Source organism: Pseudomonas kermanshahensis, assembly GCF_014269205.2.
In the GTDB taxonomy this organism is placed as follows: domain Bacteria; phylum Pseudomonadota; class Gammaproteobacteria; order Pseudomonadales; family Pseudomonadaceae; genus Aquipseudomonas; species Aquipseudomonas kermanshahensis.
The window spans coordinates 988,928-1,008,374 of sequence record NZ_JABWRY020000001.1 but is presented as its reverse complement, the minus strand read 5'-3'; the positions used below and the strand labels follow the sequence as shown (position 1 = coordinate 1,008,374).

Below are 19,447 nucleotides of genomic sequence, written 5' to 3'. Positions count from 1 at the left end.
CGCCGTTGTGGCGAGCCTTGGAATATATGAGGAGGGCCGGTGCTTCCCGGCTTGGTGGTCTGGATCGCTGGGTCACGTACCCCAAACTCTCATCGCGTAACCGCCCATTGTCCGCACGGGATTAGGCGACGCCACTACCGACTTAGCCCAGCTGCCTGGGCGGGTCATCCGCAGAAACGAAAAACCCCAGAGCGCAATGTCTGGGGTTTCCCTGTGTCGCGTTGCTTGCAAGCTGGACACGCTGCTATGAAAACAGGTGTTTATCCGTCCGGAAAGAACTATTTACGCAGCTTCGCGAAATTGTTCCAAGAACGAATCCACCCAGGCCACGCCCTGCTTCACTATCTCGCGGGCTGATCGCTCGGACATTCTGGATGCCTCGCCAATCCGCACCATGGTCCACTTCGACCCAAAGTAGAGCCACACGAAATCACCCATCTGCTGGTTGCGCTTGGTCAGCCTGGCCACCGCCGAGTCGATCACCAGCGCGTGATCATCGGTCAGGGAGTACTGGCAACCACCACCAGCCGCTGCCGCAGTGATCGACGGCGAGACGTACCGGGGAACGCCCATACCATCCATCCGCCAGCTACCCCATTGCTCGAGCAGCCATTCGGTGTCGCCCAGCGGCTTGTCCATGTAGGTGCGTTTCTTCATGCAGCCCTCCGGGGCGTTGGGTCAGTGTCCAGGCCAAACAGTTCGCGCAGCAGCTTGTCGGCGTGTTTGTTCTTTGCGTTGCCTTCGGTGATCCAGCCCTTGGCGAACTGCTCGAAGCCCACATTGGCGCGCGCGGCGTGCCAGTCAGCCACGATGTCCATCAGGGCGGCCGAAGCGATTCGGCCATTGTTCTGCTCCAGCAGCATGCGGTTGCCAACCTTGAGGAACTTGCACTCAACGGCAGTCATGCTTTTGCGCGGTAGCGCCGCGGCAACGTTGCTCATCGAGCTACTCCTTGGGCCATGCGGGCCTCAGCAAGTCGAACAAAACCCAAGAACTGGTCAGCTGGCATCGCCTCCTTGATCACGTCGAGGATGATGCGATCCATGTGCAGCTGAGACTGCGCCTTGGCCTCCTTGCGCATCTGCCCGCAGCGGTACAGCAGGCGGGTGCGGTCATGGTTGAGGTGCTTGAGTGCGGCTTTGGCCCGGTTATACCAACTGCGGTCGTATGGGCGCCCCTGGATGGCGCCCTCCTGCGCCTGAGCCAGCGCCAGCTCCAGGCGGATGGAGTCGGCCACCAGTTGCTCATGCAGGGCCTCACAGGCCTCAAGCGTATCTGGCAGCTCGCGTGGGCCGACCAAACGCTGATGCACGCCTTCGGGTTTCGGGGTATTGCCAGTGGCAACAGGCTGCCCGGCGCCAGCACGCTTGGTCACGATCACCGAGACGACCGGGGTTGCAGGTTTGCCAGCGCCAGCGCGTGGCCACAGATCAGAAAGTTTCATGCTGAGCTCCTTTGGTGCGGTGACGGCCGGCAAATGTCCTGCCCATTTCGACTTCTTCGTTGCTTGGCTGGTACCCGACCAGTTCGGCAAACCTGTGATAGGCGCCCTGGTGCTGCACGCGGCAGATACCGGTTTCACCATGGCGGTTCTTGTCCACGATCAACTCGGTGACACCCGACTGCCCCTCTTCTGACTCAGGGTCACGGTGGACCAGCACCACCACGTCGGCGTCGGCCTCGATCTGGCCAGAGTCACGCAGATCGCTCTTCGTGGGGCGCTTGTTCGCCCGGTTGTTTGGGCCGCGGTTCAACTGCGCCAGCACCATCACGGGCACTCCCAGTTCCTTGGCCAGCCGCTTGATCGACTTGCTGATGTCGGTGACCTGCTCATATCGACTGGCCGACTTACTCTCGCCGTTGACCAGACCGATGTAGTCCAGCGTGACGGAGCCAAGGCCGTGCTCGCGCTTTACCGTCCGGCAGATCTGGCGGATATCGCGCATCGTCAGCGAGGCATCGTCGCAGAAGATCAGGGGCGCACCGTTGAGCCGGTTAACCGCAGCCGTTAGGCCTGGCCAATCGCTGTCAGCCATAGAATGCCCCTCGGTGATGTGCTTGAGCTGCACGCTGCCCACTGATGCCAGAGAGCGGTTGGTAAGCTCCACATCCGTCATCTCAAGGCTGAACACCAAGGACGTGGACTTGGCCACCAGGGCAACACGCTCAGCGATCCCCAAACCCAGGGTGGTCTTGCCGCTCCCTGGGGCGCCAGCAATGACGACCATGTGCCCTGGGCAGATGCCTGGGATGAACTTGTCGAGGGATGGCAGCCCGGTGTCGAACCCGAGCACCACCTCGCGGTTGAACCTCCGGTCAACCCCGTCGATTGCTTCGGGCAGGATCTCGCCCACGAAGCGGTACCGCTTGCGGGAATCCAGGCCCTCTGCCTCAAGCGCGATCCAGGCCTGCTGACCCTGCGCCAGAACCTCGTCCAGTGGCTCGCCATCCTTGAGCCGCTCCGACATGATGTGGGCGGCGGCTATCACCCGGCGGGCAACTGAACGCTGCTTCACGATCCTGGCGTACTCGGTGAAGTTCGCCACGCTTGGCGTGTTGTGAGCGATGTGAGCAGCCACTGCCAACGTGCCACGACCGTCTGCCAAGGCCGGGCGGGCGTCGGACAGAGTTACCACGTCGATCTGCCGGCCCTTCGCTTTGAGCGCCAGCAGCAGCTCAAACAGCTCAGCGCAGTCGGCCTGGTAGAAATCCCCGACCTCAAGCTTCACGTCGTCAATGAGCGCTGGCTGGTGGATCATGGCGCCGATCAGGGCGTGCTCCGACTCAGGGCTGTGCAACCGTGACACATCCTTTGTGCAAGCCACATAATCTTGGTTGATCATGCAACCCCTCCAACACGCGCTGACGACCATGTGAAGGGAGCCAGTAGGCCGCCGTTCTCGCGCAGGCGGTCCATGGCCCGCGGCCCAATGAAGGCCGGCAGTTGCTCACGGTCCTGGTTGCTGATCAGGATCGTCGGTCGAACAAGCTGATAACGTCGGTCGATCACCTCATGCAGCAGACTGGGCATGAAGTCCTTGCCTGGACGCGGCGTGTGCATGCCCACCTCGTCGATTACCAGCAGGTCGACTGCAGCCAGTTCGGACAACAGGTCGGACTTCGAGGGCCCGGCGTTGCTGCGGAAGCTGTCTGTGACCGCTTGCATGATCGCTTCGGCAGTGACAATCAGGCCCCTTGCGCCGTATTCCCGCACAACGTGCTGCAGGATGGCGCATGCCAAGTGGGTTTTACCGTTCCCGACCTCACCCAGCAGCATCAGGGCGCGGCCAGCTCGGTAGTGCTCCTCAAACTCCTCGGCATAACGCCGGCAAATAGACTGGGCGCGAACCTTGGCCGATTCGGCATTGTTGATAAAGCTGTCGAACGTGCACCCACGAAACCGCGGAGTGATGCCGGTGGCAAACAGGTCACGGTTGAGTTCGTCGGATTCCTTGTCTGCATGCGCAGCGTTCCGCACGCCTACCTCGCACTGGAGGTTCAGCGCCTCCCAGCGGCAACGCGGGCACTCGGTGGCCTTCCATTCGCCATCAAACTGCTCGACCTGCTTAGTTTCGTACTGGCCATGACCAGGCACTTCGCAGCTGGCAATGCCGGTGGCGCGCTCGGCAGGGGCTGGCCTGAATTTAGATGAAGTCATCAGGGTACATCTCCTGGTGGTGGGCCGGGACCTGCAGCACTGCGCTTACCTGGGGCTTTGCATTTGCGCCAGCGGCTGCAGGCAATTCGTCTTCCCACCGTTTTCCGTTCAGCCAGGTGGCTGCGTGCGGGATGTACTGGCCACCGTCCTTGGTCCAGTCGTGAGAATTGCTCCAGGCAGCCAGAGCGGTACCGATGCGGGCGAACAGGGAGGCGTCCACCTTGAGCTTCGCCCAGGCCTTCACGGCTTTGACTTTGCCCACCTTGCGGGGATAGAGCTTCCAGAAACGATCAAACTCGACCAAGGAGGGAGCGTCAGTGACCGTTGGTGTTTTCTCTATTGATTGAGTAATAGAATCCTTTATTAAGTAGTTGTCGGTTTGCCCACAGTTCGGTAAACCCACACTTCGGTTAACCGAATATTCGGAAACCTGTAGGTTCGGTTCGTAATGGACGATCACACGCCGGCCGAGCACCTTGCCGGTGCCCTCCTCCCTTACGACTTCGTGGCTTACCAGGCCCAAATCCTTGAGGCAGGCCATGGCCTTCGAATAGCGCTCCCGACCGATTGCGAACCTGTCCTGCAGGTGCGAGCCAATTACCTTCCAGTCGCTGGAGCGCGTCTGCAGGTAGGTCCAGATAGCTAGGGCATCGGGATTGATGATCATGGCCACCACATCGTTGCTCAACGAACTGTACGGCGCCTGCTTGGCGTAGAACGTTGTGGGGGTAGCTTTTTCCACGTTCACTGGCTTACTCACAGCTGCAGCTCCTCACAAACGCGGCGCACGAAGGCTTCGTAGGGCTCGACGAACAGACAGCCATGACCCTCTAGCTCGGCACGTAGCCGCTTGCTGAACTCGTAGAGCTGCCAGCGGGCCGATTCGGGCTGACCCTGCATTGCCCCGTAGGCTGGCCAGCCCGTTGGGATGATCGTCGCGCCAGCGCGCTGCGGGAGCGCCTGGTAGGGGGTAGATGGGCTCATTGGAGAGTATCCCCGCTCAGCGTGGCGCGCTTCACAACTGCCGGCGCTGGGCGCTTTAGCTGGTCGCCGGCTTTATCCATCAGGTTTCGCACAGCAGTATCGAGACGCCGCTTGACGTTGTACCGATGCTGCTTGGCCTTGCTCATGCGCTCATAGCTTTGGGCGGTCGCGCGGATGACCCCGTCGTAGGCAGGATCGGAATAATCGATGCCGTGGCGGTTCGGGTACGGCTCGCCATGAACACGGAAGTAGCGAAACACCTCGCCCTTGTAGTCTTCTCGCAGGCAGGTGACCGTGTAATGGGCGTGGCGGTGTTCAACGGCCAGCTCGGCAATGCGCTCGATCAGTTGCTGCTTGGTTGGTTTCTTCATGGCTGCTGCCTCGGATGAATCTTGAAGCGTCCCTGCGGGATCTCTGGATGGGTTGCGCGTTCAGCGGTCTCGTAGGTGCATTCCGATACGAACCGGTCGAACCGCTGGGTGACGGCTGGCTTGGGCCAGATGGCGAAGGGCTGCCCGCCTTCATCAGCGTGGCGACTGCGGACAAAGGCGTACGGCAGCGGCGCACAGGAAACCTCCCGCATCACAGCATTCACCACCCAGGCCGGCAGGCCGTGACGGCGATTGATGCGGTCGCGGATCGTGGTGATGGTTTCGAAGCCGCTGGGCACGGAGTCGAGATAGCGCACCTGTTCCAGCTTGGTGGTGCGGTCCTCGACGCGCTCCAGCGCCACTTGCTGCTCGGCCTGCTGGCGCTCGAGCGTGACCATCGTCTGCGCTTGCGCCAGCAGTTGCTCAGCTGGTGTCATCGGTCGCTGATAGCTGCCCGTCTTGCGGATCGATGGGATTACCTCCCCCGCCACCCACATCTGCAAAGGAAGTGCGCCAGGCTTGTCTGATCTGCCCAGGAAGAAGTAGAGCCCCTGCTCGCTCAGCACTGCCATTTTCTGGTTGCCTGAGGGGGTCAGAACGGATCTGACCCCCCGCCATTGCTCCGGCACATGGGCGATAGTGCTGGTGCCAGCCCACGAATAGCCGAGATCATCAGCAATGTCCTTGGCCACAAACCAAGGTTCATTGGCATGATCCTTTACGACGCGGATTTCATGGCCATTGAAATTGAAGGGGATCAGATTCATGCCGCACCCCCTGCGCCACGTTTTGCAGCGGCAGGTTTTTGTGGCGCGGCGGCCCTTCCAGCGTCGATTTCAGTGAAGCTGGCATCCATCCTCTTCATCCAGTCGTCGGCATGGTTCACCCATTCCTCGCAGAGCTCATCACCCATCAGCGCGAGCTTCGTGGGCAGGCTCGATTCCTCTGCAATCTTGCTGATGGAACGGAACAGAGTACGGGCATCTTCCAAGCGCGCCTGGAGGCAGAGAATGTCGTTGTATGCCTCGTCGGCTATGGTGCGGACGGTTTTCATTGGCTATCCCCCGCTGCATTCATCAGCTGAAGCAACTGGTCTGACGCCTGGTCGGCCAGCATGAACATCGATTCATGGATGGTGGATTCGCTGAGATGATCGAGTTGAGGAGCGAACCCGGCCTGCGCATCCCCCTTGAGGCTGTCGTTCTCCATCAGGATGGAGGCTAACCCCTCGATAACACGCAGGCGGGCCATGACCTTTTCGCCCAGCTCGCTGGTTGTTGTGGTCATTGGCTCACCTCTGCTCCACGAACTGAAGAGACTTGGTTTTGTGGCGCGATGTCTTCCATATCCCTCACAGGGATCTCAATCGCTTCAAGAAGAGCCTCGCACTGGACGGTCAGGACGCGGATCGCATAAAGCTCGCAACTGCCGTCAGCACCATCGCCGATCAATTGGCCGAGCAGGCAGTTGACGCTCGAAAGCATGGCGCCTGCCGCGGTGATGGCGGTGTTGCAGGACGTGCCGGCGTTGACCCGATATTCAACCCCTGAGGAGAAAAAGCGCGCCTCTTGCGTGGACAGGCGAGTCATGGCTGCACCTCCCATTTCTCCAGTGCGACCTGCGCGCTACGATTCAGGGTGTTCGCGGCATCGGCCAAGAATGCCAACGCTCGAAGCTCATTGGTGCGAATGGTTTCGCCCATGTTCGCGGCCAGCTCAAGGCGATGGGCGAGTTGGTGAATGCCCTCGGTGAGCCCTACAGCTAGGCCAATGCCTTCCATCAAGCCAACATCGGCTTTGATAGAGAAGACTGCATCTCCCTCAAGCTCATGTGAGCCGAAATCCATCGACCGGAGAAGTGGAAGTTGCGCCGGTGATGGCGCGGTGTTATTTTCCTGTTGCATCGTTTTGTCCTTCTGCAGACAAAGTGGTACCCAAGCCACCAGGTACGAACTGGTAGCGACTTAAAGGCTCAGCTAAGGCTGGGCTTTTTTGTGGGCGGTCGAAAAGCTCAGCCGCTCAGCAAAAACTGGGATGGGTAAGGTTTCATTGGGAGGCCTGCGTGGTACTGGATGAATTCACAGCCACCGCAGTGGTGCTGCGCAGATTGGCAGTTAGGGGTATCGTTTGCTTCAAGGTCGGCGGAGCTTCTGGATAAAGATCCGGCCGTAGGTGATGGCGAGCAACTCCAGTAGCGCTCTCAATGCTGACGACCCGACATGCAGGTACGTGCCCGGTAGCGCACATTTTTTGAACATGCTGGGGTGTGCATTTGATGAGGCGGGCAAGGGCTGACTGGCCGCCCGCCGCTCTCACCGCCATCTGGATCGCGGTCATCGGTTTCATGAACAGACCTACAATTTAATATTGCAGAACAGCCTATCCACTACCACGGAGAATTGCAATGACCAGTACAACGCCAAATTGTAATCTCGCAGCATGAGAAAACGAACTACTGGTCAAATGATTGCTCTGGCGCGCGAATCGCTAGGCCTCAATCAATCCGAACTGGCTCGCCGCCTTGGCGTGACACCTCAGTCGGTTCAGTCCTGGGAGTCCGACAGGAACACGCCCAGGCATAAGCGTCTTAAGGAGATCGGAGACGCGCTGGGCGTGTCTGCCGCTTATCTGATGGGCGAGATAGGTAGGCCTACAGATTCGCCGGATGAGATATCTAACGTTGCCTCGGCACTAGCGCCCACAAGGTACTTTATGTATCCAGAGATAAGCTGGGTTCAGGCAGGGCTAGCCTCTGAGGCGATGGATGCTATTAACCTGCAAGCTTGCCCGTCTCATTCCTCAGATGTTTGGGCTGGGCATGATGGTTTCTGGCTGAGGGTTGTAGGCAACTCCATGACTAGCCAAAATGGCGCCTCATTTCCTGAGGGATTTCTGATCCTTGTTGCGCCAGAGACCGAGCCTAGATCTGGCCAGTACGTGGTTGCAAGAATGGTTGACTCGAATGAGGCAACGTTCAAGCAATTCGTGAGGGACGCGGGGCGATTCTATCTAAGGCCTCTCAACCCGGCATTCGCCACCATTGCGATGGATAGTGAGTGGGAGATCGTGGGCACTGTGGTAGATGGAAAGATGCCCAAAAGCACCTTCCTTTGAGCCTGGCGGCCAGAAAAGACCTCCTAGCGGGGGTCTTTTTTTGCACAAGACTACAATTTAATATTGTAGTTCGCTTAAATAGGTTGTAGATTTACACCACCAGCACACAGCACGGAGCGCCACCATGACCACAGCAGCACAGATCACCAGCACCGAGGGTTGGATTGGACACCTTGGCCGCGGTCTAGCCCCAAGGGAGTTGGCGTTTGTGTTGGACGTGGCTGCGGGTCGTACCGATAAGGAAATCGGCAAGCGCTTCGCAATCGAGCCTGGGACGGTCAAGAAGCGTGTCAGCAACGCGATGTTCAAGCTTGGGGTGAATCGCCGGGCAGCGTTGGTTGGCGAGGCGATTCGGCGCGGGATGATCTCGCCAGCCGCGATCCTGGTCGCAGTCCTCGCGGTGCACGGCGCAGTCAGCGATGACCAGTTCCTTCGCGTTCGCCGGAGCGGCGGCGAGAAGCGGGTTGAGCTTCGAGTTACCGCACGGCGGGTTGAGCAACAATTGGTGGCATAGCAGCGGCGAGCGCCTTCGGTGAGGGCGTTGTCCGGTGCGAAAGCATCTTGAGGTTCGGCTGGGTATGGCTGGGCTGGGTCAGGCAGGACTGGCTCTGGCATGGCGAGGCAAGGGCTGTTTACAGCGGTCTGCCCTTCTTAGGGAGGGCAGATCAGTGCAAATAGCACTATGCGGTTAGGCATGGCCCGGTGGGGTATGGTCCGGTGGGGTATGGCTAGGCGAGGCAAGGGCTGTAATCAGCGGCCTGCACTTCTTCGGGAGCGTAGTCCGGTGGCGATAGCCATCAAGAGGCACGGCACTGCGGGGCAGCCCTGGGCGTGGTTTGGCTGGGCATGGCGTGGCAAGGGCTACAACGTAGCGGTCAGCACCTTCGCAGAGGGTGCTTTCCGGTACCGAGTACCACGAGGCAGTGCGAGGCGAGGCTTGGCGCGATCGGGTAGAGCGCGGCAAGGGCTGCTGGTCAGCGTAATGCCCATTCATAGAGTGGTCATTGCGGTGCGAAAGCACTTGGGGTGAGGCCGGGTAAGGCATGGCGAGCCACGGCCGGGCACGGCAAGGGCGATAACTCGCAGCGATGTCACTGGCGCTGAATCCAGTGACGACCTCAAAGCAACTTCCACCGAGGTTGTTTTGAAGTTCCAACACGCAAAGCACCGTGCATCGCATTGAGCGAAAAGGCACACGCAGCTATCTATTGGAGATTCACATGCAAACTTTGAAAGTTAAAATCGTAGGCACCCGTCCGCTTCTTGTTCACGCCGACGTGTTCGCCGACCCTTTGAACAAATTGACCAAAGCGCACAAGCAACTGACTTCTAAGCGCAAAAAGTCTGACGAAGACCACGAGCTTATCGCTCGCAGCGAATGGCGCGGCGGCTTGTACTTCTCCGAAGATATCGGGCCATACCTGCCTGGCATCAACATCGAATCCGCACTTGTTGCAGGCGGCAAACTTTCGAAGATGGGAACCCAGCTCAAGCGCTCCGTCGAGATCATGGATACCCGCTGCCCGATCATTTACGAAGGCCCGCGCACCGTAGAAGGCCTGTGGGATGAGCAGTTCTACGATGCCCGCTCGGTGAAGGTCGGCACCGCCCGAATCACCCGATATCGCCCCCTCTTCCGCTCCTGGGCAGTGGTCTGCGAGATCGCCTACGACCAGGAGTCCATCGACCGCGACCAGGTGTTGAAGTGCCTCGAGGACGCTGGCCAGTACTGCGGTGTCGGCGACTACCGCCCGAAATTCGGCCGCTTCGCCGTGGAGGTGCTGTAATGCCTGTCGTGCCGCTCAAGCCGAACAGCTGGAGCCTGGACAAGGCCGTCGAGCAGTTCCTTGCCGACAAGTTCGAGGATGGCCAGCTCATCAGCCACGCCTGGCTTGAGTGGGCGCTGAACTTGCCGAAGCCCAGCACCGCAAAGGAAATGGTCAACTGTCAGTTCATAATCTTGGACCGTGTAGAGCAGTTCAAGGAAGCACTGTTAACTCAACATCAAATCTACATTGTTAGCGTGCGCGGCAAGGGTTATCGGATTGTTCCGCCGAGCGACCAGGCATTCATCGCTGTTGATAACGCAATGCAAGGTGTTCGCCGCGAGTTCAGTAAATGCGAGAAGGTCATGAAACATACTCGCCTCGGAGAACTTGATGTTGACCAGATTAAGCGGCACACCGACGCACAAGTGAAAGTTTCAGCAATCGCCGGAATGGTAGGCAAAAGTAAGCGCGAAGTATTCAGCCTGTTCAAGGCATAACTTCCGCACAGCAACATCAACAACTTTTATCGAAAGCCAAGTTACTCGGCGGGTACTCGCTCGCCTTAAATAAGGAGATTCAAACATGCTCATGCTAAGCCGCAACATCGGCAAGGCCGTCATCATCGGCGGCAACATCCGGGTCAGCGTGGCCCAGGTTAACGGCTGCCAGGTCCGCCTGGGGATCGAGGCCCCGCGTGGAGTGGTGGTTGATCGCGAGGAGATCCACCAGCGCCGTGTCGCCGAAGGCACTGCCCAAGAGGCGCCAGCGTTCGACATCGAAGACCACGTCCGCATGGCTGCCGATGCCCGCCGGTATCGCTGGCTGCGTAATCGCGAGCGCATCGAAGATCCCGACGAAGACCTGCTGGTGGTGCGCGGCGATAACTGGTTCTCTGCCGAAGAACTGGATCAGGAGATCGACACCGCCCTGCGCCTGGAAGCCTTGGAGCAGCCGGTGGTGCACAACGTGACAGCGAACCCTTTGGAGGTGTCCCATGGCCTTTGAATACGGCTCGCGCACGGCTGACAAATTCGTCGTGCGTCTCCCTGATGGGATGCGCGACGAGGTGGCCAAGGCTGCGGACGCGGACGATCGCTCCATGAACTCGCTGATCGTGAAGGCGATCCGGGAGTACCTGGGCCTGCAGCAGCGCCAGCAGGCCCTGCTCGGTGCGCTTGTGCTGGCGAACCAGATGCAGGCGCAGCAGGAGCAGCAGCCATGACCATCACCACAACCGACACCCGCGTCTATACGGATCACCTGACAACTGAACTAGGGAGGCTGGGTCAGCGGCTTGTCGATTTCGGTCAAGCCCTGCAAAGCCCGTCCACCACGGTGGCAGAGCTGCAGGTGCTCGCCAAGTCCTGCGGCATCAAGCTGCACATGCGCGCCGTTGCTGAATCTGGAGAGGCACCCAATGCTCACTGACAACCTGGTGCACCGCGCCCTCTTCACCCTGCCCCCGATTCGACCAAGCGCAGAGACGGCGCCAGCAGTTCAGGTGCTACCGGAGCAGAAGGTCGTCACCGGCGACAAGGAAGTGGATGCCGTACTGTGGCTTCGCGAGGTGATCAAGACCGGTCAGGCCGGCCCGATCACCACTGCCCTGGACGCCGCCAAGCAGATCAAGACGCCGCTCAAGGAGATCGAGCAGCGGTACGTCGACTATGTGAAGCGTAGTAGCGGGGGCAGCCCCTTCGCGGTGATGTTCGCGTTCGGATTTGCCGACCTTGAGGGACTGGCCAAGGGTTCGCTGGAGAAGGCCGCCCTGGTATCTGAGGCCCGGGCCCGCTTCGAAGGTGAGACGATCTTTGAAGATACGCCCGCCGAGCAGTTCTGCGAGAAGGCCTTGAAACGCTGCAAGGGCTTCAAGAGCTACATCGACAACGACAAGAGTCAGGTGGCCAAACGATTCCGCAAACACGCAGAGCTGATGCCCCACACGCTCGATGACTGCCTGCACGAGATTGCCTACTGGGGACGGCTGTATGTCCTACGTCATGCAGTTGGCGAATGGGGCGACGGGATGCACGAAGCCATTGCTCGTGAATGGTTTGTCCAGGACCAGCTGTCGGAGATCAAGCCGCGCAACCAGGCTGAGGCCCTTCGCGTCCTGGATTACGCCGCGCACGCCGAGAGCATTGAGCATGACGGCATGGTGGCCATTTCGCGAAACCTCATCACCTCGGGAGGACTGCCGGCATGATCAAGCGCCGAGCAATCAACCCCGCCGCCCTCCCCGCCGTTGGACAGCCGCTGGCGGGCGGCTTCTTCGCCGGCCGTCTCTTCTTCGATGGCGCCGAGCACGCAGTCATCGACGCAGGCCGGGAGTTCGAAGTAGCCGCCCACTGGTGGCAGGAGGAAGGCCCGCGCCCACGAATCCGCGGTGCCACGTCCCGTTTCGACGGCCTGGCCAACACCCAGGCTATGGCCGCCGAGGGCAGCACTATCGCCCGCAAGGTGCTGGACATGAATATCCGTGGCACCTGGGGCTGGCACATCCCTTCCATCGAGGAGCTGCAGGTGCTGCGCTGCAATCTCTTGCAGCTTCCAGATTGGGGGCATGACGGGTCGTACACAGTCAGGGGTGCGGCCCAGGCGTTCGGCCTTAGCGAGTACTGGACCAGTAGCCAGAAGGCGAACGCGGCTACTGCCTGGTGCATGCACATGCTGCCTTGGTGCGTGCCCGACACGAACTGGGTGAGCAAGTGCAAGGGCATCAGGCCGGTGCGCACGTTGCTGATCAGCCAGGATGCTTTTGTGCACGCGCCGTCCACCGACGCGACCATGCCCGACGCCGATTTGCGCGGCCTGGCCAACCAGCAAGCCGTGGCCACCGTGCTCGAGCGGTTCGTGAACGAGGACACCGGGAAGTTCTACGGGCGCGCAGAGGCGCTGGTGGCTGAGCTGGCGGCGCTGGCGGGAGGTCGGACATGATCCAGACCCTTATCTCCACCGCTATCAGCGCCGTCATCAGCCTGTCACTGCTGTTCGGAGGTGCCCCGCTCAGCCGCTTCGCCTTCTACGTCACTGTGGCCTTCAACGCCATGGCCTGGATCGGCTGGGCATCAGGGACCGTAACCGGTGAAGTGGCCGAGCGAATTCTGCGCTACTGGTGGATCAGCTTGCCCAGCACAGGATTCCAGCTCTACGCGCTGATCTACAGCGGCCACCCCATGCTGGCTGCCTCTGCCTTCGTGGTGTCCTTCTTCATCGTCGCCTCCGCTGCACGGGCCACGGGGGTGCTGTCGTGAGCATCCTGAGGCACTTCCCCATCAACACCGCCGGCCGCGACCTCGCGGTGGGCGACATTCACGGGCACTTTACCCGCCTGCAGCGCGCCCTGGACGCGGTCAGCTTTGATCCTGCCACTGATCGGCTGTTCTCGGTAGGTGACCTGGTCGACCGCGGGCCCGAGTCTGACCAGGTGGACACCTGGCTGGCCAGGCCATGGTTCCACGCCGTGCGCGGAAACCACGAGCAGATGGCGATCGAGGCATACCGGTTTGATCCCTCGGGCCGCATAGGTGACGCGCACCTTTCCAACGGCGGTGCATGGCTCTATGCCAGATCATCCGTGGAACAGGCCTGCTACGTAGAACTGCTGGCCGACCTGCCGCTGATCATCGAGGTCATGTCCCCCCAGGGCCTGGTCGGGATAGTGCACGCCGACTGCCCTTTCCCGACCTGGCAGATGCTCAAGTCCTGGGCCGAAGGCTGCATGCCGGGCATGCGCAATGTCGAGGAGGCGGTGCAGTGGTCGCGCAGCAGAATCACCCACGATCAGCACCACGGTGTTGGCGGCATACGGGCGGTGGTGGTCGGTCACACCCCGGTTAGGCGCCCGGCGGTGCTGGGTAACGTCTACCACATCGACACCGGTGGCTGGATGGATGGCCGCTTCACGCTGCTGGACCTGAACACCCTGCAGGCTCACCCGCCGATTGATCCGAAGCTGAGCTGGGACTGGGAGGATCGACCATGAGTATCGACAAAGACAAGCTGAAGGCGCTGGCCGAAGCTGCTACTGCTGGCCAGTGGGTCACAGAGGGTGAGTACGTCAATGAGCACGGCAACGTCCTTTACGCCTACGTGGCTCATGAGAACAGCGGGATGATCGCGGAGGCCTTCGCCAACTGCCGGGTCAAAACGGATGAAGAGTGCCGCGCCAATGCGGCTTTCATCGCTGGCGCCAATCCGGCCAATGTACTCGCCCTGCTGGCCGAGATTGAAGCGCTGCACGACCGGGCTGCCTACTGGCGCCAGCGGACCAAGAGCGCCGAGGGCCACCTATACACGTCTGACTTCCAGGCGGCATGCGATGCACTGCACCTGGATAGCAACTATGCCGACACCCCAGCGGAGCAGCTCACCGAGGTTCAGAAGGCGCGGATCAGCTCGGCAGTTAATACGGTGTTGCGGGCGGTGAATGCGCGGCGAGATCTGCGCCGGCCGACTGACGTGACAGATCAGCGTGACAACCACAACCTGACGCGCCAGGAGGAATAGCGATGGCAGCAGCAGAGAATCTGCCCGAAGACCATGTGCACGACAAGGTCACCGAAAAACGGATGGGCGAGTTGGTGGGGTGTACAGCGAAGGCGCTTCAGCGAAAGCGCGAGAAAGGCATCATCCCCAACTGGGTGTGGATGAAGATCAACGGCAGGATCATGTACAGCAAAAGGAGATATGACGAATGGATCGAAAGCCTGTGGACCTGCCGGCCGGAGTCGAGCTTGTCGGGCGCTCAATCCGAATTCGCTTCACCTGGAACAAGAAGCGGTGCTGCGAGACGCTCCCCCTCCCTCAGACCGCGAAAGGGATCGCAGCAGCAGCGAGTCTACGTGCTCAAGTAAAGGGCCTGGATAAGCTCGGCGCTCTGACAGCAGAGAAGTATGCCGAGCTGTTTCCCAATACCCGCAGCGTGGTGGTGCAGGAGCAGACAGCGCCGATCTTCTTCGATTACGCGCAGGATTGGCTCAACAGCTTGCAGATCGTGGAGGGTACTCGGAAGAACTACCGCTCTGCCCTGCAGGTGTATTGGGTTCCGTACCTGGCCGAGAAACCGATCGATACCATCACGTCAGTGCTCCTGCGCAAGATCATGAACGACATCAAGTGGACTTCCCCGGTACGCCGCAAGGGCGTGGTCGGCCTGCTGGTGTCGATCTTCCAGCAGGCGGTCACCGACGAACTGATCGTCCGAAACCCGGCCCTGTCTATCCCAGGCGCCAAAGTGCCGAAACGTGAGGTCGACCCTTTCACCAAAGAGGAAGCGGATTCGATCATTGCCCATCTGTACGAAACGACGAGCGGTTTGACGGCAATTTACGCGGCCTATTTCGAGTTCTGTTTTTACACCGGCATGCGGCCAGGCGAGGTGATGGCTCTGCGCTGGAGCGAGATCGACAGGCGCGTAAAGACTGCCAACGTTTGCCGCATTCAGATCCGTGGAGTGATCCAGGATCGCACCAAAACGAAGCGTTCCCGAAAAGTTTTATTGAACGATCGCGCCCTGCATGCGCTCGAAAAAGCCAGACCGCTCACCGAGGCCCGTTCAGATTACGTGTTCGCGCCCAGTGGGACAGGTGACCGCTCGGAGATGTTCATTCGCTCTGAGACGAGTCAAAAACGCTACTGGCTGGCAGCCCTGCGGAAGCTTGGCATCAGGCGCCGCAGGATGTACGACACGCGCCACACGTACGCGACCATGTGCCTGATGGCCGGCATGAACCCGGCATTCATCGCCGCGCAACTCGGGCATAGCGTGCAGGTGCTGCTTTCTACATACGCGAAGTGGATCAACTCGCCGAATGATTGGGCTGAGCTTGATAAGCTGAAATCGCTAGAAAGTGGTACAAAAATGGTACGAGCTAGAAGCCAGTAACGCCAAGAGTGCCGAAACTCAAAGGGTTTACGTTACATGTGCGGATTAGCAGGAGAGTTACGTTTCACCCCCCTCGACCAAGCCCCTCGCCCGGCCGACCTGGCCGCGGTGGAGCGCATCACCCACCATCTGGCGCCTCGCGGCCCGGACGCTTGGGGCTTCCATAGCCAGGGCCCGATCGCCCTCGGCCACCGCCGGCTGAAAATCATGGACTTGTCCGACGGTTCGGCTCAGCCGATGGTCGACAACACCCTCGGCCTGTCGCTGGCCTTCAACGGCGCCATCTACAACTTCCCCGAACTGCGCCAGGAGCTGCAAGACCTGGGCTACACGTTCTGGTCGGATGGCGACACCGAAGTGCTGCTCAAGGGCTACCACGCCTGGGGCGCGGCCTTGCTGCCCAAGCTCAATGGCATGTTCGCCCTGGCCATCTGGGAGCGCGACAACCAGCGCCTGTTCCTGGCCCGCGACCGCCTTGGCGTCAAACCGCTGTACCTGTCGCGCAACGGCGAGCGCCTGCGCTTTGCCTCGACCCTGCCTGCCCTGCTCAAGGGCGGCGACATCGACCCGATGATCGACCCGGTAGCGCTCAACCACTACCTGAACTTCCACGCCGTGGTACCCGCGCCGCGCACGCTGCTGGCCAACGTGCAAAAGCTTGAACCCGGCACTTGGATGCGCGTCGACCGCCACGGCGAAATCGAACGCCAGACCTGGTGGCAGCTGCAGTACGGCGCCCACCCCGACGAGCGTGAACTGGACCTCGAAGGCTGGACCACCCGCGTGCTCGACGCCACCCGTGATGCCGTGGCGATCCGCCAGCGTGCTGCGGTGGACGTTGGCGTGCTGTTGTCTGGCGGGGTCGACTCCAGCTTGCTGGTCGGCCTGCTGCGTGAAGCTGGTGTGGACGACCTGTCGACCTTCTCCATCGGCTTCGAAGATGCCGGCGGCGAACGCGGCAACGAGTTCGAGTACTCCGACCTGATCGCCCGCCACTACGGCACCCGCCACCACCAGTTGCGCATCGCCGAACATGAAATCATCGACCAGCTGCCGGCCGCCTTCCGCGCCATGAGCGAACCGATGGTCAGCCATGACTGCATTGCCTTCTACCTGCTGTCGCGGGAAGTGGCCAAGCACTGCAAAGGCGTGCAAAGCGGCCAAGGTGCCGACGAACTGTTCGCTGGCTACCACTGGTACCCACAGGTGGATGGCGCCGAGGATGCCTTTGGCGCCTACCGCGACGCATTCTTCGACCGCACCCACGCCGAGTACCGTGACACCGTGCAAGCCCCTTGGCTGCTGGAAAGCGATGCCGCCGGCGACTTTGTCCGCGAACACTTCGCCCGCCCTGGCGCCAGCGACCCGGTCGACAAGGCCCTGCGCCTGGACAGCACGGTGATGCTGGTCGACGACCCGGTCAAGCGGGTCGACAACATGACCATGGCCTGGGGCCTGGAAGCGCGTACGCCGTTTCTCGATTACCGCCTGGTGGAACTGTCGGCACGCATCCCAGCACGCTTCAAGCTGCCCGATGGCGGCAAACAGGTGCTCAAGCAGGCCGCCCGACGGGTCATCCCGCATGAGGTGATCGACCGCAAGAAGGGCTACTTCCCGGTTCCAGGCCTGAAGCACCTGGAAGGCGCGACGCTGGGCTGGGTGCGCGAACTGCTTACCGACCCCAGTCAAGACCGAGGGCTTTTCAACCCGGCCATGCTCGACCGCTTGCTGAGCAACCCGCACGGCCAGTTGACGCCGCTGCGAGGTTCCAAGCTGTGGCAGCTGGCGGCGCTCAACCTGTGGCTGAGCGAACAAGGAATCTGACCGATGAAAGCCCACGAAATCGCCTACGGCCAGCGCCTGCTGCGCGGCCAGGCACCGTCCTACGAGCGTTTGCAGGCGCGCCTGGCCGGCGATGGCAGCGAGCCCCACGACCAGCCACGTGCCGTGCACTGTGGTTGGGGCCGGCTGCTGATCGGCCATACCTACCCAGACCCCGTTTCACTCGCCGAGCAACTGCTGGACGAGCGCCACGGCGAGCGCGACATTGCCCTGTACGTGGCCGCGCCGCAGCAGGTACTGGCGCAGGCGCCGCAGCAGTTGTTTCTCGACCCCTCCGACACCCTGCGCCTGTGGTTTACCGACTACCGCCCGGCGCAGCGGGTGTTTCGCGGTTTTCGCGTGCGGCGGGCGCAAAACCTGGGGGACTGGCAGGCGATCAATACCCTTTACCAAGCGCGCGGCATGTTGCCGGTCGACCCTGACCGGCTCACGCCACGTCACCTCGGCGGCCCGGTTTACTGGCTGGCCGAGGATGAAGACAGCGGCGCGGTGATCGGTAGCGTCATGGGCCTTAACCATGCCAAGGCGTTCGATGACCCCGAGCACGGCAGCAGCCTGTGGTGCCTGGCCGTGGACCCGCACTGCACCCGCCCTGGCGTGGGTGAAGTGCTGGTGCGCCACCTGATCGAGCACTTCATGAGCCGCGGCCTGGCCTACCTGGACCTGTCGGTGCTGCATGACAACCGCCAGGCCAAGCGCCTGTACGAGAAACTCGGGTTTCGTAACCTGCCGACCTTCGCCGTCAAGCGCAAGAACGGCATCAACGAACGCCTGTTCCTCGGCCCTGGCCCTGAAGCAGGGCTTAACCCTTATGCACGGATAATTGTTGACGAGGCGCTGCGCCGTGGTATCGAAGTGCAGGTCGAAGACGCCGCAGGCGGGCTGTTCACCTTGAGCCTGGGCGGGCGTCGCATTCGCTGCCGTGAGTCGCTAAGCGACCTGACCAGCGCTGTGACCATGACCCTGTGCCAAGACAAGTGCCTGACCCAGCGAGCACTGAGCAACGCCGGGCTGCGTGTACCAGCGCAGCAACTGGCGGGCAACGCCGACGACAACCTGGCGTTTCTCGACGAGCATGGCGCAGTGGTGGTCAAGCCGGTGGATGGCGAACAAGGCCAAGGGGTGGCGGTGAACCTCTCCACCCTTGAAGAGCTCACCCAAGCAGTGGCCCACGCCAAGCAGTTCGACAGCCGTGTACTGCTGGAGAGCTTCCATGCCGGCCTTGACCTGCGCATCGTGGTGATCGGCTTTGAAGTGGTGGCAGCTGCCATACGCCACCCGGCCCAGGTAGTGGGTGATGGCAAGCACGACATCCGCGCGCTGATCGAAGCCCAGAGCCGCAGGCGCCAGGCCGCGACCGGCGGTGAAAGCCGCATCCCGCTTGACGATGAAACCGAGCGCACCCTGCGTGCGGCGGGGCTGGGCTATGACGACGTGCTTCCTGCCGGCCAACGCCTGGCGGTGCGGCGTACTGCCAACCTGCACACCGGTGGCACCCTTGAGGACGTGACCGAGCGCCTGCACCCCGTGCTGGCCGATGCGGCGGTGCGCGCGGCACGGGCGCTGGAAATTCCGGTGGTGGGGTTGGACTTCATGGTGCGTGATGCCGAACAGGCGGAGTACGTGATCATCGAGGCCAACGAACGCGCCGGCCTGGCCAATCATGAACCGCAGCCGACGGCTGAGCGGTTCATCGACTTGTTGTTCCCGCATAGCCGGGGATTAGCGTGAAACCATGACGGCCTCTTCGCGGGCAAGCCCGCTCCCACAGGTTGGCCGCTTAACCTGAAAGCGGCGGTAAACCTGTAGGAGCGGGCTTGCCC

Annotated in this window: 29 protein-coding genes; 15 read left to right on the top strand and 14 right to left on the bottom strand. The window is 61.1% G+C overall.

The window, feature by feature from the left end; all coding sequences use genetic code 11:
* Window positions 1–282: 282 nt before the first annotated feature.
* The 14 genes from HU764_RS04730 to HU764_RS04665 form a co-directional block, all read right to left on the bottom strand.
* Window positions 283–657 carry an antiterminator Q family protein gene (locus tag HU764_RS04730; RefSeq protein ID WP_186703018.1) on the bottom strand — a complete coding sequence of 125 codons (375 nt, stop codon included), beginning with the start codon at window positions 655–657 and terminating at the stop codon, window positions 283–285.
* Complete coding sequence (locus tag HU764_RS04725; protein ID WP_186703017.1) at window positions 654–941, bottom strand: hypothetical protein; 288 nt, start codon at window positions 939–941, stop codon at window positions 654–656. Before HU764_RS04725 ends, HU764_RS04730 begins: the two co-directional genes overlap by 4 nt.
* Complete coding sequence (locus tag HU764_RS04720; RefSeq protein WP_186703016.1) at window positions 938–1,444, bottom strand: hypothetical protein; 507 nt, start codon at window positions 1,442–1,444, stop codon at window positions 938–940. Before HU764_RS04720 ends, HU764_RS04725 begins: the two co-directional genes overlap by 4 nt.
* A complete protein-coding gene (locus HU764_RS04715; protein ID WP_186703015.1) occupies window positions 1,431–2,843 on the bottom strand; it encodes a replicative DNA helicase in 1,413 nt (470 codons plus the stop codon). The genes HU764_RS04720 and HU764_RS04715 overlap by 14 nt, the downstream gene beginning before the upstream one ends.
* The gene (locus HU764_RS04710) at window positions 2,840–3,658 is read right to left on the bottom strand and encodes an ATP-binding protein (RefSeq protein ID WP_186703014.1); all 819 of its coding nucleotides are present in this window, start codon (window positions 3,656–3,658) and stop codon (window positions 2,840–2,842) included. Before HU764_RS04710 ends, HU764_RS04715 begins: the two co-directional genes overlap by 4 nt.
* Complete coding sequence (locus tag HU764_RS04705; RefSeq protein ID WP_338109061.1) at window positions 3,645–4,418, bottom strand: hypothetical protein; 774 nt, start codon at window positions 4,416–4,418, stop codon at window positions 3,645–3,647. The genes HU764_RS04710 and HU764_RS04705 overlap by 14 nt, the downstream gene beginning before the upstream one ends.
* Window positions 4,415–4,642: a hypothetical protein gene (locus HU764_RS04700; RefSeq protein ID WP_186703013.1), complete on the bottom strand. Its 228-nt coding sequence runs from the start codon at window positions 4,640–4,642 to the stop codon at window positions 4,415–4,417. The genes HU764_RS04705 and HU764_RS04700 overlap by 4 nt, the downstream gene beginning before the upstream one ends.
* Entirely contained in the window at window positions 4,639–5,013 is a 375-nt protein-coding gene (locus HU764_RS04695) for a hypothetical protein (protein ID WP_186703012.1), read from the bottom strand. Before HU764_RS04695 ends, HU764_RS04700 begins: the two co-directional genes overlap by 4 nt.
* The gene (locus HU764_RS04690; RefSeq protein WP_186703011.1) at window positions 5,010–5,780 is read right to left on the bottom strand and encodes a BRO-N domain-containing protein; all 771 of its coding nucleotides are present in this window, start codon (window positions 5,778–5,780) and stop codon (window positions 5,010–5,012) included. Before HU764_RS04690 ends, HU764_RS04695 begins: the two co-directional genes overlap by 4 nt.
* Window positions 5,777–6,067 (bottom strand): hypothetical protein, encoded by a 291-nt coding sequence (locus tag HU764_RS04685; RefSeq protein ID WP_186703010.1) that lies wholly within the window; start codon window positions 6,065–6,067, stop codon window positions 5,777–5,779. The genes HU764_RS04690 and HU764_RS04685 overlap by 4 nt, the downstream gene beginning before the upstream one ends.
* Window positions 6,064–6,300: a hypothetical protein gene (locus tag HU764_RS04680; protein WP_186703009.1), complete on the bottom strand. Its 237-nt coding sequence runs from the start codon at window positions 6,298–6,300 to the stop codon at window positions 6,064–6,066. Before HU764_RS04680 ends, HU764_RS04685 begins: the two co-directional genes overlap by 4 nt.
* Window positions 6,297–6,602 carry a hypothetical protein gene (locus tag HU764_RS04675; protein ID WP_186703008.1) on the bottom strand — a complete coding sequence of 102 codons (306 nt, stop codon included), beginning with the start codon at window positions 6,600–6,602 and terminating at the stop codon, window positions 6,297–6,299. Before HU764_RS04675 ends, HU764_RS04680 begins: the two co-directional genes overlap by 4 nt.
* Window positions 6,599–6,916: a hypothetical protein gene (locus tag HU764_RS04670; protein WP_225935613.1), complete on the bottom strand. Its 318-nt coding sequence runs from the start codon at window positions 6,914–6,916 to the stop codon at window positions 6,599–6,601. Before HU764_RS04670 ends, HU764_RS04675 begins: the two co-directional genes overlap by 4 nt.
* 142 nt (window positions 6,917–7,058) lie before the next feature.
* Entirely contained in the window at window positions 7,059–7,334 is a 276-nt protein-coding gene (locus HU764_RS04665) for a transcriptional regulator (protein WP_225935687.1), read from the bottom strand.
* A 141-nt stretch (window positions 7,335–7,475) separates the two neighbouring features.
* Between HU764_RS04665 and HU764_RS04660 the strand changes: the two genes are divergently transcribed.
* The 15 genes from HU764_RS04660 to ngg all read left to right on the top strand — a co-directional run bounded on the left by HU764_RS04660 (window position 7,476) and on the right by ngg (window position 19,355).
* Window positions 7,476–8,126: a LexA family protein gene (locus HU764_RS04660; protein ID WP_238348797.1), complete on the top strand. Its 651-nt coding sequence runs from the start codon at window positions 7,476–7,478 to the stop codon at window positions 8,124–8,126.
* A gap of 124 nt (window positions 8,127–8,250) precedes the next feature.
* Window positions 8,251–8,640, top strand: coding sequence for a response regulator transcription factor (locus HU764_RS04655; RefSeq protein WP_186703005.1), 390 nt, complete (start codon window positions 8,251–8,253; stop codon window positions 8,638–8,640).
* Between the two features lie 706 nt (window positions 8,641–9,346).
* Window positions 9,347–9,913, top strand: a complete 567-nt coding sequence (locus HU764_RS04650) for a hypothetical protein (RefSeq protein ID WP_054572647.1) — start codon at window positions 9,347–9,349, stop codon at window positions 9,911–9,913.
* Entirely contained in the window at window positions 9,913–10,392 is a 480-nt protein-coding gene (locus HU764_RS04645) for a hypothetical protein (RefSeq protein WP_186703004.1), read from the top strand. Before HU764_RS04650 ends, HU764_RS04645 begins: the two co-directional genes overlap by 1 nt.
* 85 nt (window positions 10,393–10,477) lie before the next feature.
* On the top strand, window positions 10,478–10,900 hold the full coding sequence (locus tag HU764_RS27895; RefSeq protein WP_186703003.1) for a carbon storage regulator: 423 nt from the start codon (window positions 10,478–10,480) through the stop codon (window positions 10,898–10,900).
* Window positions 10,890–11,117, top strand: a complete 228-nt coding sequence (locus HU764_RS04635; protein WP_054913065.1) for an Arc family DNA-binding protein — start codon at window positions 10,890–10,892, stop codon at window positions 11,115–11,117. The genes HU764_RS27895 and HU764_RS04635 overlap by 11 nt, the downstream gene beginning before the upstream one ends.
* The gene (locus tag HU764_RS04630; protein WP_186703002.1) at window positions 11,114–11,323 is read left to right on the top strand and encodes a hypothetical protein; all 210 of its coding nucleotides are present in this window, start codon (window positions 11,114–11,116) and stop codon (window positions 11,321–11,323) included. Before HU764_RS04635 ends, HU764_RS04630 begins: the two co-directional genes overlap by 4 nt.
* Entirely contained in the window at window positions 11,313–12,101 is a 789-nt protein-coding gene (locus HU764_RS04625) for a hypothetical protein (RefSeq protein WP_186703001.1), read from the top strand. Before HU764_RS04630 ends, HU764_RS04625 begins: the two co-directional genes overlap by 11 nt.
* Window positions 12,098–12,832 carry a hypothetical protein gene (locus HU764_RS04620; protein WP_186703000.1) on the top strand — a complete coding sequence of 245 codons (735 nt, stop codon included), beginning with the start codon at window positions 12,098–12,100 and terminating at the stop codon, window positions 12,830–12,832. Before HU764_RS04625 ends, HU764_RS04620 begins: the two co-directional genes overlap by 4 nt.
* Window positions 12,829–13,149 (top strand): hypothetical protein, encoded by a 321-nt coding sequence (locus HU764_RS04615; RefSeq protein ID WP_186702999.1) that lies wholly within the window; start codon window positions 12,829–12,831, stop codon window positions 13,147–13,149. The genes HU764_RS04620 and HU764_RS04615 overlap by 4 nt, the downstream gene beginning before the upstream one ends.
* On the top strand, window positions 13,146–13,880 hold the full coding sequence (locus HU764_RS04610; RefSeq protein ID WP_186702998.1) for a metallophosphoesterase: 735 nt from the start codon (window positions 13,146–13,148) through the stop codon (window positions 13,878–13,880). The genes HU764_RS04615 and HU764_RS04610 overlap by 4 nt, the downstream gene beginning before the upstream one ends.
* Complete coding sequence (locus HU764_RS04605; protein ID WP_186702997.1) at window positions 13,877–14,404, top strand: ead/Ea22-like family protein; 528 nt, start codon at window positions 13,877–13,879, stop codon at window positions 14,402–14,404. The genes HU764_RS04610 and HU764_RS04605 overlap by 4 nt, the downstream gene beginning before the upstream one ends.
* Before the next feature lie 187 nt (window positions 14,405–14,591).
* Window positions 14,592–15,782: a tyrosine-type recombinase/integrase gene (locus HU764_RS04600; protein WP_186702996.1), complete on the top strand. Its 1,191-nt coding sequence runs from the start codon at window positions 14,592–14,594 to the stop codon at window positions 15,780–15,782.
* Between the two features lie 36 nt (window positions 15,783–15,818).
* On the top strand, window positions 15,819–17,606 hold the full coding sequence (locus tag HU764_RS04595) for an N-acetylglutaminylglutamine amidotransferase (RefSeq protein WP_186682276.1): 1,788 nt from the start codon (window positions 15,819–15,821) through the stop codon (window positions 17,604–17,606).
* A 3-nt stretch (window positions 17,607–17,609) separates the two neighbouring features.
* A complete protein-coding gene (gene ngg, locus HU764_RS04590; RefSeq protein WP_186702995.1) occupies window positions 17,610–19,355 on the top strand; it encodes an N-acetylglutaminylglutamine synthetase in 1,746 nt (581 codons plus the stop codon).
* The last annotated feature ends 92 nt before the right edge of the window (window positions 19,356–19,447 follow it).